Consider the following 17,526-nt stretch of genomic DNA (forward strand, 5'->3'; position numbering starts at 1 on the left):
CGAGTTCGAGGATCCGGCTGTTGGTTGAGGTCGGGCATGCTCTCCAAGGAGCCGGTGATCGCCCGGTTGCTCTTCGCGGGTCTTCAATCGCAGAGGCTACTCCCGGGCGCGGGAACGCCCGTGGTAGGCAGCGCGGTGCCATCGCCGAAGTCGGCGAACAATCCGTCAGGGCTCGATCAGATCCGCCAGCCGGCCTTGTGCACGGCCTTGACCCGCCGGAAGCAACGCGGTCGAATCGCGGGTACATCTCCCCGTCCTACCCCGCGCACTTCGCGGCCGGGTCCGGTGCGGGAGTGTCGGCGGCGACGCATCGGCCTGCTTGGGCAGTCGTGCCGCCGCCCCTTTGCCGAGCGGACGGGCCTTGCGTGCGAACCGGGGGTGCGCTCTCCCGGCCTTGCCGACCGGCACACGCTGGCCCTGACCGTCACCGAGTGGTCGGAGGCCGGGATCCCATCGTTCGGTTCGCCGCGACGAAGCGCAATTCCTCAAGCGCGGTGCTCTGCTGCTCGGCTCGCTCCAGTAGTGCGTCCAGGTCCTCGGCGGGGAGCCGTTCGTCGGTCTCGGCGAGGACGCGGAGGGTGCGCCAGCAGGCGGCCTTGCCCTGGACCCCCATCAGCATGGACTCGGCTTCCAGGACGTCGCTGAGAGGGGATCGGGAGAGAAGGCGCCCGTTGGTCTTCAGACGTCCGGCCTTTTCCGCGATCCAGCCCATTGCCGCCTTGGACTGGCTGGTGGAGACGCCCAGGTCCGTCATGATTCGGGCCAGCGCGTCACGGTCCTTTTCGACCTGGTGGGCGAGGTCGGACAGAACGCGACCGGCCTGTTCGTGCTTGCGGGCATCCGAGGCGCGCCGGAAGAGCTCCAGACCTCCGGTGGCGGCGGCGTAGTGGTCGTTGAGGTAGATGGCCAAGAGCTTGTCGCTCTCGGACGTACCGTCTCGGGCTTCGTTCGCCGTGTCGGCCTCGGCGTGCATTTCGCGGGCTACCGACTCGCCGAGTTCGGTCCAGCTGCCCTCGAACTTCGTGAGCCCTTCGCGCTCCAGTGTGTCGGTGACGTCCGTGAAGTCGAGGCCGACCTGTTCCAGCGCGGCGAAATGGGCCTTGGCGGCAGTGAAGTCGTCCGAGGTCGGGGGGTGGTCGGGGACCGTGCCATGGTCGGCGAACGCGGTCAGAGTGGCGCCGGGCATGGTGTTGACAGTCCCCCCGATCGTGAGTTCGCTGACGTACATCGTGTCGGGGTAGGCCGGGTCCTTCACCCCGGTGGAGGCCCACAGGGGGCGCTGCGTACGGGCTCCCGCCGCGGCGAGGCGCTGCCACCGCGGGTCGAGGAGCATCTGCTCGTAGGCCTGGAACGCAAGCCGCGCGTTGGCGACCGCGGCCTTTCCCTTGAGCGCCAGGGCCTGAGGGGTGCCGATCGCGTCGAGACGGCTGTTGACCTCGGTGTCGACGCGGGAGACGAAGAACGAGGCCACCGAGTGAATGGTCGCCAGATCGCGGCCGGAGGCCCGAGCCTGCTCCAAGCCTCGAAGGTAGGCGTGCATCACGTCGCGGTAGCGGTCCAGGGAGAAGATCAGCGTGACGTTGACGCTGATGCCCTCGGCGGTGACATCGGTGATGGCCTGAAGCCCCTCGCGGGTGGCCGGGATTTTGATCAACAAGTTCGTCCGGTCGACCGTTTCCCAGAGCCTTCGCGCCATCGCGACGGTGGCATCGGCGTCTTGCGCCAACCGCGGGTCCACCTCGATCGAGACCCGCCCATCGATACCCGCGGTTCGCTCATGGACGGGGCCCAGGACATCGCAGGCGCTGCGCACGTCGTCGGTGGTCAGAGCGAAGACTGCGTCGTCGACGCTGCCTCCCTCCTCACTCAGGCTGCGCAGCTGCTCGTTGTAGCGCTCACCCTTGGAGAGAGCGGAGGCGAAGATTGTGGGGTTCGTCGTGACCCCGACGACGTGCTGGTCCGCGATCAGCTTCCTCAGCTCTCCGCCGGCGAGGAGTTCACGGGACAGGTCATCGAGCCAGATCGATACACCGGCTGCCGACAGGTCGGCGAGCGGGCCGGATTCAGCGGAGAGGGGCATGCGAAACCTCCAAAACGGTGCGGCACCGCGCACACTGAGGATGTTGTCGCCCGAAGGGCGCATTGTCGGCGGCGCTCGACACGGCGGTTCTTCCCGCCCCTGCCCGGATCGCCCGACGGCAAGCGCATTCCATCCGATGTCGAATTCGGGACGCATGCCGCAGAACCGCCCGGCGATGCAGGACGGACCCCATATCCCCCTCGCGGTAGGGGCAGCAGCGGTCGGGCCCGTGGACGGCGCCGCTCCATCAGGAGCGCGTGGGTCGAGCGCACCCACGGGTCTCTACCCGGCGCAGGGTTGTGTTCGCACCATTCCGGGATGCTGGGCACGGATAACCACCAGCTCCTCAAGTTCCTCCGCCTTCCCCGCCAGGCCCCGTTGTTCCAACCAGGTCCGGCGGGAGCGCAGAACAGGCCCCCAGGGCACGAGCTTGTGGGCCGTGATCTGCGCGGTCAGCCCCACCGTGGTCAACCGGTCGAGGGTGTCCTGCGCTCCGCACATGCCGGAATGGACCATGAGCAGGACACCTCCCGGACGCAGCAGCGTGGGGGCTCGTGCGCAGATCCGGTCGATGATCGCCCGACCGTCGTGGCCGGCATCCCACGCACGTTCAGCCCCCCGAACAGGAGGCTCGTTCTCAGGAGCGGGAACGTAGGGCGGATTGGAGACGATGAGATCGAACCCGCCGTGCCGGAGCACGGAGGCGAAGTCGCCGTGGATCAGGCGCAGGGGCAGTCGCTGCCGGATCGCGTTGAGGCGGGCGGTGACCACGGCACCCCAGGAGACGTCCACAGCGGTGACCCTGGCTCCTCGGCGGGCGGCCTGGAGCGCCAACGCGCCGGTGCCTGTCCCGATTTCCAGAACAGCCGCTCCGGGGGCCAGAGGTTCCCGGGCGAGCGCTTCTCCTATGAGGCGGGTGTCACCCTGCGGCTGGTAAACGCCCGGCAGGGCGATCAGCCCGGCGGGCAACGTCCTGGTCAAAGCCGTACTGGCCATGTCTACCTCCGGGCCGGGGAAACCCGCTCGCGGGTCGGCGACCATCAGCCGCTTCGCGCCACTGCCCCCTACCGCTCGGTTCATCCACGATCGGACGATCCTCTCGCACACCGGCCCTGGCGATGACTCCACGCCACTGCCACAGCGGTGGACGTGATCACGGGCGGGCGGTGCCGCCATCCGGCTTCTCCTCCGGGGTCTTCCACGATTGGGCGCGCTGCTGCGCCGCGGGGGGCTGCTGGCCGGGCTCGGCAGGAGGGCGGCGTCGGGCATTGCGTCGGCTGCCGTACCAGAAGGCGCCGATCAGGAGAACGGCCACCACGATGCCTACGATGATGAGGAGGAAAGAGGCCTGGCCTTCGGCCGCAAGACTTTCGAAAGTGTTCACGGCAGGCGCCTACCCACAGCGAGCTCGTTTACGGCCGCAACAGGGGGGTCCGCCCCGGAGTCGGGCAAGGGGCAGGGTCGTCAATCGTGGCGAGCCCCGGACCGCGGGGGGTCCGGGGCCCGTATCCGCCAGCGCGCTCCGTGGCGGGGCGCGTGGTCGGGTCAGGCTGAGGCGGGGAAGCGTTCCCAGACTCGGTGGGCCGCGAGCAGTTCCATGAGACTGCGGATTCCCTGGGCGCCGTCGCTGACGATGACTCCGGGTTCGCCGGCGGTGATTCCGGCGGCCTCGAAGAGATCTCCGGCGTCGCCGAGGCCGATCAGTGCCTTGCCGTGCTGGTAGGCCTCGGTGAGCAGTGCGAGGACGCGGGGGTCGCTGACGGGCTGTCTGGGGGCCCCTGCCTTGGCGTCGCGGGCGCCGTAGGCGTCGGCGCCCGCCGCGGGCACGCCCGCGAAGACCAGCGCGTCGAATTCGACGGAGCGTGCGGTGGCGAATGTGCGTTGCACGGTGACGGGTTCGGCGCCGCCGAGGACTCCGCCAGCCGCGGCGATGACCAGTGGGACCATTCCGGCGTCGAGGATGGCCTGGCGTACCGCCCGTACCCCGATCATGTCGATGTCCTGGCCGGCGACGATGCCAACGACCCGCCCGTCGAGCGGCCAGGTGCCGCCGATCTGTGACAGGCGGGGGCTCGGGCCGACTTCGGCAAGGGGCTCGGTGGCGGCCGGGACCGGCAGCCCGAGGCCGGTGGCGACCTGCGCGCACAGTTCGCCGTCGATGTTGGCGAGCACGGCCAGGGCGCGTTCCTTGATGGTCTGTTCGTAGCACTTGGCGAGTTCGAAGGTGTACGCGGCGATGATGTGCTCGCGCTCGACCGGGCTCATGCTCAGCCAGAACAGCCGCGGCTGGGAGAAGTGATCGGAGAACGAGGCCGGTGCCTCGCGGACCTTGCGTCCCGCCGGAATCTCGACCGGGACCTCGATGAACGCACCGGTGTCGGCGCCCGCGAAGAACGGGCAGCCGCCATCGAGACTGTTCGGCTTGTACGGGGCCACACCCCGGTGCACGGCCGTCTGGTGCATGCCGTCGCGGAGCATGTCGTTGACGGGCGCGTGCGTGCGGTTGATCGGGATCTGCGGAAAGTTGGGGCCCCCGAGCCGGGTGATCTGGGTATCCAGGTAGGAGAACATCCGCCCCGCCAGCAACGGATCGTCCGTCGCGTCGATACCCGGCACGAGATGGCCGGTGTGGAAGGCCACCTGCTCGACCTCGGCGAAGAAGTTCGACGGATTCGCGTTCAGGGTCAGCAGCCCGAGCGGCTTCACCGGCGCGAGCTCCTCCGGCACGATCTTCGTCGGGTCCAGGAGATCGATCCCCTCGAACATCTGGTCATCCGTGTCCGGGAACGACTGAATCCCCAGCTCCCACTGCGGATACGCCCCGGATTCGATGGCGTCGAAGAGGTCCCGGCGGTGGAAGTCGGGATCCATCCCCGCCAGCAGCTGCGCCTCCTCCCACACCAGGGAGTGCACGCCCAGCTTCGGCTTCCAGTGGAACTTCACCAGCGTCGTGGCGCCCTGCGCGTTGACCAGGCGGAAGGTGTGGACGCCGAAGCCCTCCATCATCCGGTACGAGCGCGGGATGCCGCGGTCGGACATGTTCCAGATGGTGTGGTGGGTGGCCTCGGTGTGCAGGGACACGAAGTCCCAGAACGTGTCGTGCGCGGACTGTGCCTGCGGAATCTCCCGGTCGGGGTGCGGCTTTCCGGCGTGGATGACGTCGGGGAACTTGATCGCGTCCTGGATGAAGAACACCGGAATGTTGTTCCCGACCAGGTCGAAGACACCTTCCTCGGTGTAGAACTTCGTCGCGAACCCCCGCGTGTCACGGACCGTGTCGGCCGAGCCGCGCGAACCCAGCACGGTCGAGAACCGTACGAAGACCGGAGTCTCGACGTCCCGGGCCAGGAAGGCGGCCTTGCTGACCGTCTGGCCGGTGCCGTAGGACTGGAAGACGCCGTGGGCGGCCGAGCCGCGGGCGTGGACCACGCGCTCCGGGATCCGCTCGTGGTCGAAGTGCATGAGCTTCTCGCGCAGGTGATGGTCCTGCAGCAGCACCGGCCCCCGCGAGCCCACCGTCAATGAGTGATCCGTATCCGCCAGGCGGACACCCTGCGCGGTGGTCAGGTAGGCGCCGCTCTGCGCCATCCTGGCCTGCTCCGCGCCGGTGGGCTGCCCGGTCGGGCTGACCGTCTCGGGGCCGCTTTGATCCGCCTTCGGCGGCAGCGGCTCGATGGGGGTCGTCGGCTCGACGAGCTGCGGGGAGACGGGAGCCGGCTTGCCCGGGACTCCCTCCTCCGGGCCCTCGGCCGGGCCGGTGTGCATGACGTCGGCGATCTTGTCGGCGACGGCCCTCACCGGGTTCTTCTCGGACATCTCATCTCCAGACGCAGGGGGCGTGCCCTCAGGCCCTTCACGTGTGACCCGAAGGGGTACATCCCGAAACCCGGACTAGCCTGTCCGGCCCGGTAAGGCGCTCAGATAGTCAGGTCTTCGGTGTTCTACGTGACAGCGCAGAGTCCGGGTGAAACGTGCGGCTGCCGCGGCGGCCGCGGTGGAGGGCAGCGGGACTGAGCCACCCCCTGCGGACAGGGCATCGGCACCGGCCCTGGAAACGCGTGAACGGAGTTGGTGCGGGTCATCGATAAGGCCCTTGTGGGCCGGGTTCGGGGCGAAGTTCCCACGCCGGCGCATTCTCCGCTCCCGGGACCCTGGCTATCGAGCCGTATGCCCGCAGACGCTATTGGGGGTGGGCGCGGAGCGATGCCGACGAAGCAGGAGAATGCGGGGGCTGTGGTGGCTGCTCATGCTGTACCAGGTGAGGCCGGGGTGGCGGAACCGCAGGTGAGCGAGAACGCGGGTGTGCAGGGGGCGGTCATTGGAAACATTGGGCTCGTGGATGTCGATGGCGGTGATCAGGCCTTCTCCGCATGAGGTGCATGCGCGGTAGCTGATCTGCCCGACTACCGTGCGTACGCGAACCAGGAGTAGGTACTTCCCGGTGACGACCTCGCCTTCGTTGCCCGGGATGTAGGGGGCCAGGATGTCGATGTCGCAGTGGGGTCGGATCCTGCGCCGTAGCCGTCTGCCGAAACCGGAGCGTCGTCCGCGCCCAGCACTGGCCCCAAGCCTCCCGGCCGCAGAGGCGGGGCGTGCGAAGAGGCTCCGGGGAAGTACGTCGACTTCGGACATGGCACTCCTGTGCCCACCCGACCGTTCCGAACGCGAGCCTTGACCGTTTCGACACCAGACCTGACGTACTTGCGAGCTTTTACACCGATATATTCCTGTCTTAGGGGTGGGTGTTGCGCGGGTGACCATGCCGTCGCGTGAGCCGTGACAGGGGTATTCCCAGATGCGTCTGGCGTTGTTGAAGGCGACGAGACATCACACGAGGTGGGTGCAGACGGCCGACACGGCGTGCAGCTCGCTCTGCGGGCCCTCCCCTCCATCCCTCGCAAGGCTCAGGGGCGCGAGGTGTGGTTGGGGTGGCCCGGGGTACGTCGTGCTTCCTTCATCTCGGCCTCGTACAGATGAGCCCGGCCTTCGGCGAGCTCTTGGCGTACCTGCCGCTCGACATCGGCGAACGGCGTGTAATAGGTGGCGTTGTATGCCTCGACGATCTGGAAGGTCCAGCAGCCGGGGATGACATTGCGGCCCACGATCTCCCGCTCCACCAGGTCCGCCTGCTCTTTGTGGCCTGCTGCCCGTAGTTGTTCGACTGCCTTGCCAAGGGTGAGGTCAGCGCCGCCGGTCAACTGGTGGAAGGCGTAGAGGTGCCCACGAGCCCGCTCGACCGTCTCCAGAGCCTCCGACAGCGTGCCCAGGGCCTCAATGGTTCCGTCATCGACGCCGTCCGGTCGGACATGACGGTCATCCGGACGATCCGTACCGTGCGTTTCGCTCATAACGACAATCCTGCCCACTCACCCGGAACCCATTGCGACCGGGCCGCAAAAGCGAATGTCGAGATTCAGGACGTGCGGATTACCTTACCCCCCGAGGCATGCGCCAGTAGTTTCAAGCAGGCTGATGGATGACCCCGCACCCGGCTCATACCGCAGCCGAAAGCGCCAGCTGGAGTTTCAAGTCGGTGCCTTGAGCTGTTTGAGGTGGCGGCCCAGGAGGCTTGCAGCCTTCACCAGCCACCACCGCGGCGGCGGACACCCTGCTGATTGCGTGTAAGGCTTCTTCTCGAAGCGATTGCGAAGCCCTCCCTCGGCGATCGGCGGACATAATGGACCGCACCCGCGCTATTGGCTCTGCCACTACCCGGTACAGCGCCGTCGTCATGAGCATGGGATACAAGGGTTGGATCCGATCCGATCCGACGACACGTGGCCGGAACCGCCGCCGGAGTACTGAAGGCGGCCTCCCTGCTGCGTCTGTCCGTGCGTGATGACCTGAATCTCGTTGGTCAGCTCGTTACGAATCCGGTAGACGGCATGCGGACCTGGGTCGCGCACTTCTTCGATGCGTCCGTGGTGTAGTTCGCCGCGGCCGTCGTGATAGCCGATACGGTCGTCCTTTTTGAAGTACATGGTGTTCCTGCTTTCGTTCACTCCGCGAGCACGCGCCGACGCCGACGACGCGAGGGCAGGCTCGCTTATTCAAGCGCCTTCCCGGACGCCGCGGCATCATTCGCGCAGCCCATCCCGGCGATGTGCACTGTTGCCGTCGCACGGATTTGGGCGCACGAGATAGGGGTAGGCGCGTTACCGATCAGCCTGGTCTGGTGGTGACCCCGCCCCACCTGTTGCCACGATCCGTGGCTTGATGTCGGGTGCGGATGATCTCGCTCGGCCGTGCGCGGCACCGGCCGCGCGCCTCACGGCCAGACGCCTCACAACGGGCGCGGCCGTGATGGGCTCTCCTGTGAACGGCGGGTGCGCCATGGGCCTTAAGGACTTTGTCGTCGGCGTCACGAACAGCCGGAGCGGGTCGTGGTATCCGTCTGCGGAGACCTCGATTACGACACCTGCTCCCAGCTGATCCGCGTCCTGGACATGCCCATCCTGCCCGAACGGACTCTGGTCCTCGACCTCGTACAGGTCACGTTCATGGGCACCTGCGCCCTCCACGTTCTGCTCGCGTTGCGCGCCCGCGCCATCGACGAAGAATGGACACTCGAACTCGCCGGCACCCCCAACCAGGCGCAATACGTCCTGGACCTCACCGCCACCCGCCGCCTGTTCACCCTCGTCCCCGCCCTCGCCCCAACCCCCGCCCTGCCATGAACGCCCCCAGCCCCCGGCACTGCGCCGGGTCGGGGCCGATAGGCCGCCGCATGCCGGATCTTCTCGGCGCGCGATCGTGCCGGTCGGACAGGTGCCCCACATGAGGACCTGCGGGCGGTTCCCGATCGGCGCCCGTGACGCCAACGCCTCCGCGACGGCCGCCGGGGAGATCCGGGACCACCTTGGGCACCCCGACGGTTGTCGTCGCGCCATCGGCGGAGGCCCTTCTGCAATGCGATCCGGAAGCCCTGGCGGTCGTGGCCGACATCAACATCCGTACGGGGGCAGAAGCTGCATCGTCCCCCACGTGGTCTCGCCCACACCTGCTGGGCTCTCCTGAGGGCACGCCGGTACAGAAAGGAAACAGACATGGGAGAAACGGATGGAGGCATGCCCCCCACCTTCGGCAGGCCGAAGCCGGCTCACCAGGGCGGCGTCGTCGACGAGCATGGGCGGGCCCCGGGCGCACCTTCCCGGGTTGGCACGGGTACGCCAGCGCCACCGGCCGACCCTGAGCGAGTTCGCGCGGCCAACACCGGACAACACGCTGATGGCGTCCTCGCCCCCGACCGCGCGAGCCGGCGTGTTGGGCGTTCAACGGGTGAGCCGGGAGACGGGCCGCAGGCACGGTATGAGCTGATCTTTTCCGGTGCGCCAGCCGATGGCCACGACCTGGTGGTGGTGACGGTCACCGGTCGGAAGGGCCCGGGAGGTCACCCCGTCTACGAGGACGCCACCGGCATCATCCAGGCTGAGATCAGCGACCACGCGGAAGTGCGCATCCTGGCCACCGGAGCCGGACAGCAAACAGCCCATGGGGTCACAGCACGCCCCCTGACCTGACTCCATAACCCGACATGGCCGTCCCACGGTCCTCCAGCATCACGCCCGCGTCACGCCGCGACGCTTCGGCCCACAACGGGCATGTCGCGCAGCAGCGCCATACGAGCGGTGATTTCGGTCGCACCGGGCAATGGGCAGCCAATCGCACCCTGCGTGAACGATCCGCTTGCCGCTCGGGGAAGCGAAGGGGCGGCGACAGCGTGGAAGCGCGCCGGTCGGGGCAGGCGCCTCCCCATAAGCACTCGCAACCCTCACCCTCGCCCAGGAGGACAAGCATGGCCGTGCGACACCATCTGATCCATGCCACACCGCACCGGGTGTGGGCCGTGCTCGCCGACCCTTCGCGTTATGCGGACTGGGTGGTGGGCACCAGCGACTCGCGGGCCGCTCGCGGCCTGTGGCCCGAGCTGGGATCCGCCCTTGAGTACACGGTCCGGATCGGTCCATGGACCGCGGAAGGGACCACCGTCGTACGCCACGTCGACACCCCGAGGGAACTGGAGTTGGAAGTCGACAGTGGCCCCATCGGTACCGCCCGGGTGGCCATCGAAGTCCGCCCCTGGGGAGACGAAGCTCTGGTCAAGGTCGATGAGCATCCCTTGCGGGGCATCGGCGGCACGTTTCACAACGCTGCGGTCGACACATTGATCCAGCTGCGTCACCGGAGCATGCTCGCCAGACTCGCGAAGGTTGTCGAGGAATCCGCCACGACCGAGGACCACGTCCGGGCCTGATGCGGGTCAAGGCGACCACGCGCGCCCGACCAGTCGCCCGCACCACCCGGATCGTCAGGGGGGGCAACGAATGACCGGGGTCGGGGACCTGTTGGACTGGCGGTGCGGGAAAGGTGACGATCGGCTGGGAGGCCTCCGTAGCCCTCTGGTGGTTCGGGGCGGCGCACATCCCGCTGAGCGCCGTGGCTGACCATCTGCCAACCATGTCGATCAGTTCGGTGAGCCGGTTCGGCGCAGGGGCGCCGGGCGGCCTGCTTCGCAGAGAGGCGGATTCCTACCGCTTTGGGGGAGGCCCAATACGGGCGGGGGGAGGCAGCGCCGATGGGGAGACGGTGGTGGAGTCGCCGAGGGTGGGGCGGTCCGAGGGGTGCGTGACCAAGGTGGTGTGCGCGGGGGAGTTCGACCGGGCTGCGGTGGGCCTGCTGGCGGATACCTGCGACTTGCGGGGCCGCCGACGCCGCGCTCGTGGATGTGAGGCTCCGCGAAGGAAAGAAGGATTCCGCCGGCGCGGCCGTTCAGCATGCGTGAGGCACTGGTTCAGTCACCGACCCGAGGTCACCACGGCGGGCGGCGTCGATCCGGCGCGGGGAGCTCACCGGTATTGCGGGGGTCGGACTGTTGGCCCCGGCCGTGAGGGAACCGCTGGTCCGCTCCGGCAGTGGTCTCCGGGATGTAGGAAGATGTCCGGGTGATCGGAGACGAATCGGTGGTGACGGCGACCACGCGCGAAGGCATAGCGGTCATCCATCTGCGTGGAGCCGTCGACGCGGACAGGGGGCCCGGTCTCGTCGAGGCGCTCGCCGAGGCTGCGGCGGGTGGGTCTTCGCGCACGGTGGTTGACCTCTCGGACACCAGCTTCGTGGACTCCCATACTCTGCATGCCCTGCTCGATGCCCAGAAGCTGCACCGGGCGGCGGGGAGGTCCCTGGTGCTGGCCGGACCGCTGCAGGTGGGCGTCCGCCGCCTGTTCGAGGTCACCGGCACCGGGTCCGCGTTCAGGATGACGGACAGCCTGGAGAGCGCGATGACATGCTGACCACAATGCCGTTCCTCCGAGCCGGCGCGCGCCGGCATGTCACTCATAAGCGGGGGCAGGCGATGACGGTATGAACCCGTCCACAGCCGACACCGCCGAAGGCCCGAGTGATGGCAGCTCTATGGCAGACCCCGCACCCCGATCCGCTGCCGCCGCCCGCGACAAGGTCGGCACTCTGCTGCAGCACATCGGCATCGACCTGGACAGCGTCACCGCTGCGGATGCCCTTCTGGTCACCTCGGAATTGGTCACCAACGCGATCCGCCACGGTGGCGGGATCACCGCCTTCCGCGCCGAGATCGCGGACAACGTCCTGTGTCTGTCCGTCAGCGATATGAGCCCGACCGTTCCGGCGGCGCGGACGCAGAGCCCGGAGCAGCCGGGTGGTTTCGGCTGGCCACTGATCCAGCACCTCACCACATCCCTTGACGTGCGGGAACATCCCGATGGGAAGACCATCACCGCCGTTCTGCGTCTCGCCTGAAACCCGACCAGGTCCACCTTCCCGGTAGCGGGGTTCAGCCCCAGCGGCCGCCGCGGCACGAACCCTCCTATGGAGCGTCAGGGCAACATCCGATCCAGCCGGCCCGGGGATGTCGAGGGCGTGAGCGTCCGCCGCTGGAGGCGGTCGAGCGTGTGACGAGGACCGGCGGAAGGCGAAGGGCCGTCCCGCGACCTGGGGACGGTTTAGTGTCGGGCGATGTGGTGCTGCCTGTCAGCAGGCGCGGGCGCCGGCGGTCATGGCTGTGGTGGTGTCGGGGTGGACGGTGAAGACACGGTCGAGGCCGATGATGCTCAGGATGCGCAGGGTGTTGGTGGGGACCGCGGCGAGGGCGATGTCGGCGCCTCGTTGGGTGGCGAGGTTGCGGGCGGCGAGCATGATGGTGATGCCGGTCGAGTCGCAGAAGGTCAGGCCGGCCAGGTCCAGGACCAGCAGTTGCCCCACGGCAAGTGTCAGGCTGTCGAGAGCGGTGCGGAGTTCGGGTGCGGTGGCGTAGTCGAGGTCGCCGGTGATCTCCAGAACGGGACCGGTGTGGGCGTCTCGGGTGGTGATCTTCAGTGGGCTCATGTCCGGTCTTCACTCACGGGGGCGGGGGCGGGGATGCCGAGGGCGAGGAGTGCGGTGTCGTCGTCGAGTCCGTCGCCGAAGCTGGCGAGGAGGCCGCTCAGCGCGGTGATCAGTGCTTGCGGGCCGGCGGACGGTTGTCGGGTGGTGAACGTGCGCAGGGCGTCGTCGCCGTAGAGGGCCCGGTCGGGTCCGACGCGGGCTTCGGTGAGGCCGTCGGTGTACAGGAGCATGGTGTCGCCGGGCAGCAGCCGGGTGTGGGCGGGCGTGAACTGTGCCCAGGGGAGGATGCCGATGAGCATCCCACCCGGGGTGGGGAGGTAGTCGGCGGTGCCGTCGGCACGTTGGATCAGCGCGGAGGGGTGCCCGCCGGAGGCGAGGTGGACGTCGACGTGCTCGCCGGTCGGTTCCAGGATGCCGAAGATGGCGGTGCAGTAGCGGGGGTCGCCGTTGGAGTACCGCTCGTGGAGCACGGTGTTCAGCGTGGTCAGCACGGTGACGGGGTCGGGATCGTGCAGGGCCGCGGCCCGCAGGGTGTAGCGCGCCAACGAGGTGACAGCAGCCGCTTGGGGGCCTTTGCCGCAGACGTCGCCGAGGAAGAACGCCCACCGGTCGCTACCCAGGGGGAACAGGTCGTAGAAGTCTCCGCCGAGGAGGTCCGGGGAGGCGGTGTGGTAGTACGAGCCGGCCTCCAGTCCCGGGACGGCGGGCAGCTCTGCGGGAAGCAGGTTCTGCTGGAGGACGGCGAGGGCCTCCTGCAGCCGTTCGCGGTCGGCCTCCGCCCGCCGGCGCGATTCCTCCGCCTGGCGGCGGGCTTCCTCGGCCGCTTGTCGGCCGCGCAGCAGCTCGTTCTCGTAGGCGCGGCGGTCGCGGGCGTCGAAGATCGTGGTGCGGATCAGCAGCGGCTCTCCGTCGTCGCTGGTCTTCACCTTGGAGGTGACCAGGACCGGCATCCGCTTCTTTTCGGCTGCCTTGATCTCCAGGGCGATTCCGCTGACCTCGCCCTTCATTTGCAGCATCGGGGCGAAGTGCGTTTCGTGGTAGAGCTTGCCGCCCACGGTGAGCAGGTCGGTGAACCGCATCCGCCCCACCACCCGATCCCGGGGCAGCCCCAGCCAGTTCAGCAGCGTGGTGTTGATCTTCGCGATGGTGCCGTCCATCAACGTCGACAGGTATCCGCACGGCGCCTGCTCGTACAGTTCCTCCGCGCTGTCCTCCAGGAGGGAGGTGAAGGCCGCCGCATCACCGCGGTCCCCCGCCGCCGCATCCTCCGCGTCGTCGATGGCGTGCGGGTCGGGCTTCTCGTCGGGTTCCCGGTCCTCCTCGGTTCGGCACATCACAGCGCGGCTCCGAGGAAGTCGCCGATCGCGCCCGCGGTGGCCTGTGGTGCGCTCAGCTGCGGGCAGTGGCCCGTCGCCTTCAGCGTGACCAGCCGGCTTCCGGGGATCGTCGCGTGCACGTAGGCGCCGACCTCACGGGGAGCGATCACGTCCTGCTCGCACTCCAGCACCAACGTCGGCACCGTCACCGTCTTGAGATCGCCGCGGCTGTCGGACAGGAACGTCGTGCGGGCGAAGACCCGCGCCATGTCGGGGTCGGTGGCGCAGAACGACGTCGTCAGCTCCTCGCCGAGTTCCGGACGATCAGGGTTGCCCATGATCACCGGGGCCATCGCCGCGGACCAGCCCAGGTAGTTCGACTCCAACGATTCCAGCAGCTCGTCGATGTCGTCGGCGTCGAACCCGCCGCGGTATCCGTCCTCGTCGATGTAGCGCGGCGAGGGAGCGACCATCACCAGCCGGCCGATCCGGTGCGGTGCCTTCGCCGCCGCGAGCACCCCGACCATGGCGCTGACCGAATGCCCCACGAAAGTCACATCCCGCAGATCCAGCGCCTCGCAGATCTCCAGCACATCCTGGGCGTACCCCTCCAAGGAGCTGTAGCGCCGCTCGTCCCAGGCCGAGGCGTCCGACTGTCCGGAACCCACGTAGTCGAAGAGCACCAGACGGTGATCCTGGGCGACGATCGGGACGATCAGCCGCCACATGTTCTGATCACAACCGAACCCATGCGCGAGCAACAGCACCGGCCCGTCCGTACGACCGGCGACGCTGACGTTGTTCCTGCGCAGGGTGTCCATGCACGGAAGTCTCCCATCACCCCGATCACCCCAGGCCAAGGGGCGGCCGTGCGAGCCCAGCGACCTGCTCCTGTTTATGGGGCTGCGTGGCCGAGGGCGGCGTCGAGGTCGTCGGCGAGGGTGAAGTGGTCGAGGAGGCCGGTGACGGTGAGGACCCGTCGGACGTGTTCGTGGAGGGGGCCGGCGAGGATGAGTCGGGTGCCGGCTTGCGCGTGGTCCCGGCGGGCCATGAGGAGCCAGTGGATGAAGCTGGTGTCGGCGAACGTCAGCGCGGACAGGTCGATGACCATCACGGGGAGGTCGGCCGCCGCGGTCTCCCGCATCGCGGACGTCAGCTTGTCCTCTTCGTCGTGGTCGGCGTGCCCGGCGACGGTGAGCACCCAACATCCGTGGCTCTGACGCACTTGCACGCTCACCCCGGGGCCGAAATCCATCGCAGCATCATGCCAAATCCCCGCAGGTCAGCAAAGGCCGGGGGTGGGCCCCTCCCAGCAGGGGGGAAGCCTGCGCGAGCCTGGTGCCTGGCACCTGGTCGTCATCGATGCCCCCAGACCGCACACGCGAGCTGTCCGGACGACCGTCACGATGGCGCATCGCGCGGACGGATGGATGTGAACTGCTGCTCAAAAGGATCGGACGGCCGCCGCCGAACAGTACGCCCGACATCGACGCCCGGCGAAGACCGCTTCATCGGGTGTGAGCAGGTCGGCGTGCTGGTCGCGGTCCAGGGCCGATCCGCGGCCTGCCCCCTACGCCGTGTCCGCCAGGTTCTTCGGCGAGGCAGGGTCCTGTCGGCGTCTCCGCATGTAGGCAGCAATCGAACTTGCGAAATTGGTTTCACGTATCGCTTGACGGGTGTGGGTGCTGGGCGCAATGCTCTGGGACAGCAGACAGCGACGCCCCGGATGACCGGGCGACGCAACCGAGTACTTGGGGAGATGAGATGGACACCCTCACCACGCAGACCGAGACCGCAGCGACCGAGGCGGTGATCGAGTCCACTCAACTCCCCATGCCACTGCCCCGGATCGCCGATCCCCGGGAAGTGGCTCCCGAAGATGCCAGGGCTTTGTCCAAGACGTTCTTCGAGCGGCTCCGCACCCTGGACGAGGGCACCCACGAGCGCCAGTACGTCCGCAACACGCTCATCGAGATGAACCTGTCCCTCGTCCAGTTCGCCGCGCGCCGCTTCCGCAACCGCACCGACGGCACGGACATCGAGGACATCATCCAGGTCGGCACCATCGGCCTCATCAAGGCCATCGACCGCTTCGACCCGTCCCTCGGCAACGAGTTCACGACCCTGGCCCTGCCCTACATCACCGGTGAGATCAAGCGGCACTTCCGCGACACCACCTGGGCCGTCCGCGTCCCGCGACGCCTCCAGGAACTGCGCATCGAACTGGCGCGCGGCAAGGAGGAACTGCACGCGGTCCTCGACCGCGCGCCGACCGTCCGTGAACTGGCCGAACACATGGACCTCACGGACGAAGAGGTGATCGAGGGCCTCGTCGCGTCCAACGGACACTCCAGCCAACCCCTGGAACAGGAGACGGACGAGTCCTCCGAGAAGGCCGCGCGCCCCCTGGCCGAAGTCCTCGGCCACGAGGACCCCGCGATGGAGCTCTTCGAGGACTTCCGCACCCTCGCCCCGCTGTTGGAGGACCTCGCGGGCCGTGACCGGCTCATCCTTCAGATGCGCTTCGGCCAGGAGATGACCCAGGCACAGATCGGCGAACGCCTCGGCATCTCCCAGATGCAGGTCTCCCGCCTCCTCACCCGCACCCTCAACCGACTCCGCGAAGGCATGCTCGCCGACTGACAACGCCCACTCCACACCGACGCCTCCGCAGCGACGAACCTCTCCAAACGACCGGGCGATCCCCTTGGCCGGGGACGTTTGGTCGGGGCGCCGTCGCTGGCGTGGAAGGCGATGAACGGGGCGTCCCCCATGTCCTCGTTGGTGACGGCACCCGTGGCGCCGTGGAAGCAGCACGGGGAATTGAGGACGAGTGGGCGGTCGATGTCGCCGCCGGAGGGTGCGGCTGCCGTCGAGGAACATGCGGGGCTTGATCGCCTTCCTCGTGAACTACCTTGTCGGAACGATCTACCTGAGGCAGGCCCGCGCGAGCCGCACCCGGGGTGCCGGCGCAAGTAGTGAATCCTGCGAGCCGTCCTCTTCATCGGTCGCTCGACACCGAAATCCCTGTTCCACACTTGACAGCACCCCTGTGGGGCCATGGTCGAGGGCTGGTTCAGGCGACCGCCGATTGCACGTTCGTTTCGATGGCGGGCGATGGTTGCAGGCCGGTCGTGCACACCCGTTCGCGGCTGGTCGGCTCGCGCCGGATTCAGTCGTCGGTCACGCAAACGAGTCGATGATTCGCTTTTCGGTGGGTTCACGCTGGACCCCCCGAAGGCGTGGGTGACGGCCATGCACACCGACCGCCTGGTCCCGGCCGGGCCCGTGCCCCCGCGGCTGGGCCGGCTCCTGGACCTCACCCGGGTCTTGCTCCTGCTCCTCACGATCGACGGCGTCCAGGCGGCACGCATCCTGTAGGCCGTGGCAGCGTGCCTCCCGCGGCAAGGTCCAGGATCTACTCGGCCCGGGATGCCGCGCCGTACCCCTTTTGGCCGACCACACAGGACCACAGTTCCCGGGGAGGCCGGAATCGGCGAAGGCGCGGTTGATACCGGCCAGCAGGTAGCTGCGCCGCCGGCCGGGACACGAACCCACCGAGCCTTTTCAAGGCGTGGTATGTGCCCCGACGGCCTGCCGGTAGGCCACGTGCCCGCCCAGCGCGCCGCTGACAGCAACGGCAGCCATCCCGCCCAGAGCCCACATCCGTCCCCTCGCCGGGCGGCCGCGAAGCCGAGTCGTCAGGGAAAGGGCATAGCAGGCCACCGCTGCCACGTTGGACGCGGCATGGGCCAGACCGACCCGGGCCTG

Annotated in this window: 16 protein-coding genes and 1 pseudogene; 7 read left to right on the forward strand and 10 right to left on the reverse strand. The window is 68.3% G+C overall.

Annotation, left to right across the window (positions count from 1 at the left end; all coding sequences use genetic code 11):
* Positions 1-424 precede the first annotated feature (424 nt).
* From tal to ACFVS6_RS38550, 6 genes are all read right to left on the reverse strand, one after another.
* Positions 425-2,236 (reverse strand): transaldolase, encoded by a 1,812-nt coding sequence (gene tal, locus ACFVS6_RS38525; protein ID WP_389711192.1) that lies wholly within the window; start codon positions 2,234-2,236, stop codon positions 425-427.
* Between the two features lie 126 nt (positions 2,237-2,362).
* On the reverse strand, positions 2,363-3,076 hold the full coding sequence (locus ACFVS6_RS38530) for a HemK2/MTQ2 family protein methyltransferase (RefSeq protein WP_389711193.1): 714 nt from the start codon (positions 3,074-3,076) through the stop codon (positions 2,363-2,365).
* Positions 3,077-3,233: 157 nt separating this feature from the next.
* Positions 3,234-3,464, reverse strand: a complete 231-nt coding sequence (locus tag ACFVS6_RS38535) for a DUF6479 family protein (RefSeq protein ID WP_389711194.1) — start codon at positions 3,462-3,464, stop codon at positions 3,234-3,236.
* 161 nt (positions 3,465-3,625) lie between these two features.
* A complete protein-coding gene (locus tag ACFVS6_RS38540; RefSeq protein ID WP_389711195.1) occupies positions 3,626-5,896 on the reverse strand; it encodes a catalase in 2,271 nt (756 codons plus the stop codon).
* A gap of 1,088 nt (positions 5,897-6,984) precedes the next feature.
* Positions 6,985-7,428: a hypothetical protein gene (locus tag ACFVS6_RS38545; RefSeq protein ID WP_389711196.1), complete on the reverse strand. Its 444-nt coding sequence runs from the start codon at positions 7,426-7,428 to the stop codon at positions 6,985-6,987.
* 381 nt (positions 7,429-7,809) lie between these two features.
* Positions 7,810-8,082, reverse strand: a complete 273-nt coding sequence (locus ACFVS6_RS38550) for a hypothetical protein (protein ID WP_389711197.1) — start codon at positions 8,080-8,082, stop codon at positions 7,810-7,812.
* 378 nt (positions 8,083-8,460) lie between these two features.
* Here ACFVS6_RS38550 and ACFVS6_RS38555 point away from each other — a divergent pair.
* The 5 genes and pseudogenes from ACFVS6_RS38555 to ACFVS6_RS38575 form a co-directional block, all read left to right on the forward strand.
* A pseudogene (locus ACFVS6_RS38555) lies at positions 8,461-8,757 on the forward strand (STAS domain-containing protein); the annotation flags it as partial.
* Between the two features lie 369 nt (positions 8,758-9,126).
* Positions 9,127-9,600 carry a DUF6296 family protein gene (locus tag ACFVS6_RS38560; protein ID WP_389711198.1) on the forward strand — a complete coding sequence of 158 codons (474 nt, stop codon included), beginning with the start codon at positions 9,127-9,129 and terminating at the stop codon, positions 9,598-9,600.
* Between the two features lie 275 nt (positions 9,601-9,875).
* The gene (locus ACFVS6_RS38565) at positions 9,876-10,334 is read left to right on the forward strand and encodes an SRPBCC family protein (RefSeq protein ID WP_389711199.1); all 459 of its coding nucleotides are present in this window, start codon (positions 9,876-9,878) and stop codon (positions 10,332-10,334) included.
* A 688-nt stretch (positions 10,335-11,022) separates the two neighbouring features.
* Positions 11,023-11,370: an STAS domain-containing protein gene (locus ACFVS6_RS38570; protein WP_389711200.1), complete on the forward strand. Its 348-nt coding sequence runs from the start codon at positions 11,023-11,025 to the stop codon at positions 11,368-11,370.
* Between the two features lie 70 nt (positions 11,371-11,440).
* A complete protein-coding gene (locus tag ACFVS6_RS38575) occupies positions 11,441-11,854 on the forward strand; it encodes an ATP-binding protein (protein ID WP_389711201.1) in 414 nt (137 codons plus the stop codon).
* A 231-nt stretch (positions 11,855-12,085) separates the two neighbouring features.
* Here ACFVS6_RS38575 and ACFVS6_RS38580 read toward each other — a convergent pair whose 3' ends face one another.
* The 4 genes from ACFVS6_RS38580 to ACFVS6_RS38595 all read right to left on the reverse strand — a co-directional run bounded on the left by ACFVS6_RS38580 (position 12,086) and on the right by ACFVS6_RS38595 (position 15,010).
* A complete protein-coding gene (locus tag ACFVS6_RS38580) occupies positions 12,086-12,439 on the reverse strand; it encodes an STAS domain-containing protein (RefSeq protein WP_389711202.1) in 354 nt (117 codons plus the stop codon).
* A complete protein-coding gene (locus ACFVS6_RS38585; protein WP_389711203.1) occupies positions 12,436-13,773 on the reverse strand; it encodes a SpoIIE family protein phosphatase in 1,338 nt (445 codons plus the stop codon). Before ACFVS6_RS38585 ends, ACFVS6_RS38580 begins: the two co-directional genes overlap by 4 nt.
* The gene (locus ACFVS6_RS38590) at positions 13,773-14,576 is read right to left on the reverse strand and encodes an alpha/beta fold hydrolase (protein ID WP_389711204.1); all 804 of its coding nucleotides are present in this window, start codon (positions 14,574-14,576) and stop codon (positions 13,773-13,775) included. The genes ACFVS6_RS38585 and ACFVS6_RS38590 overlap by 1 nt, the downstream gene beginning before the upstream one ends.
* Before the next feature lie 74 nt (positions 14,577-14,650).
* Complete coding sequence (locus ACFVS6_RS38595) at positions 14,651-15,010, reverse strand: STAS domain-containing protein (RefSeq protein ID WP_389711205.1); 360 nt, start codon at positions 15,008-15,010, stop codon at positions 14,651-14,653.
* Between the two features lie 509 nt (positions 15,011-15,519).
* Here ACFVS6_RS38595 and ACFVS6_RS38600 point away from each other — a divergent pair.
* Together ACFVS6_RS38600 and ACFVS6_RS38605 are read left to right on the forward strand one after the other, a co-directional pair.
* On the forward strand, positions 15,520-16,398 hold the full coding sequence (locus ACFVS6_RS38600; protein ID WP_389711206.1) for a SigB/SigF/SigG family RNA polymerase sigma factor: 879 nt from the start codon (positions 15,520-15,522) through the stop codon (positions 16,396-16,398).
* A 612-nt stretch (positions 16,399-17,010) separates the two neighbouring features.
* Positions 17,011-17,136: a hypothetical protein gene (locus ACFVS6_RS38605; protein WP_389711207.1), complete on the forward strand. Its 126-nt coding sequence runs from the start codon at positions 17,011-17,013 to the stop codon at positions 17,134-17,136.
* The last annotated feature ends 390 nt before the right edge of the window (positions 17,137-17,526 follow it).

It is taken from the genome of Streptomyces sp. NPDC057939 (assembly GCF_042887545.1).
Taxonomy (GTDB): domain Bacteria; phylum Actinomycetota; class Actinomycetes; order Streptomycetales; family Streptomycetaceae; genus Streptomyces.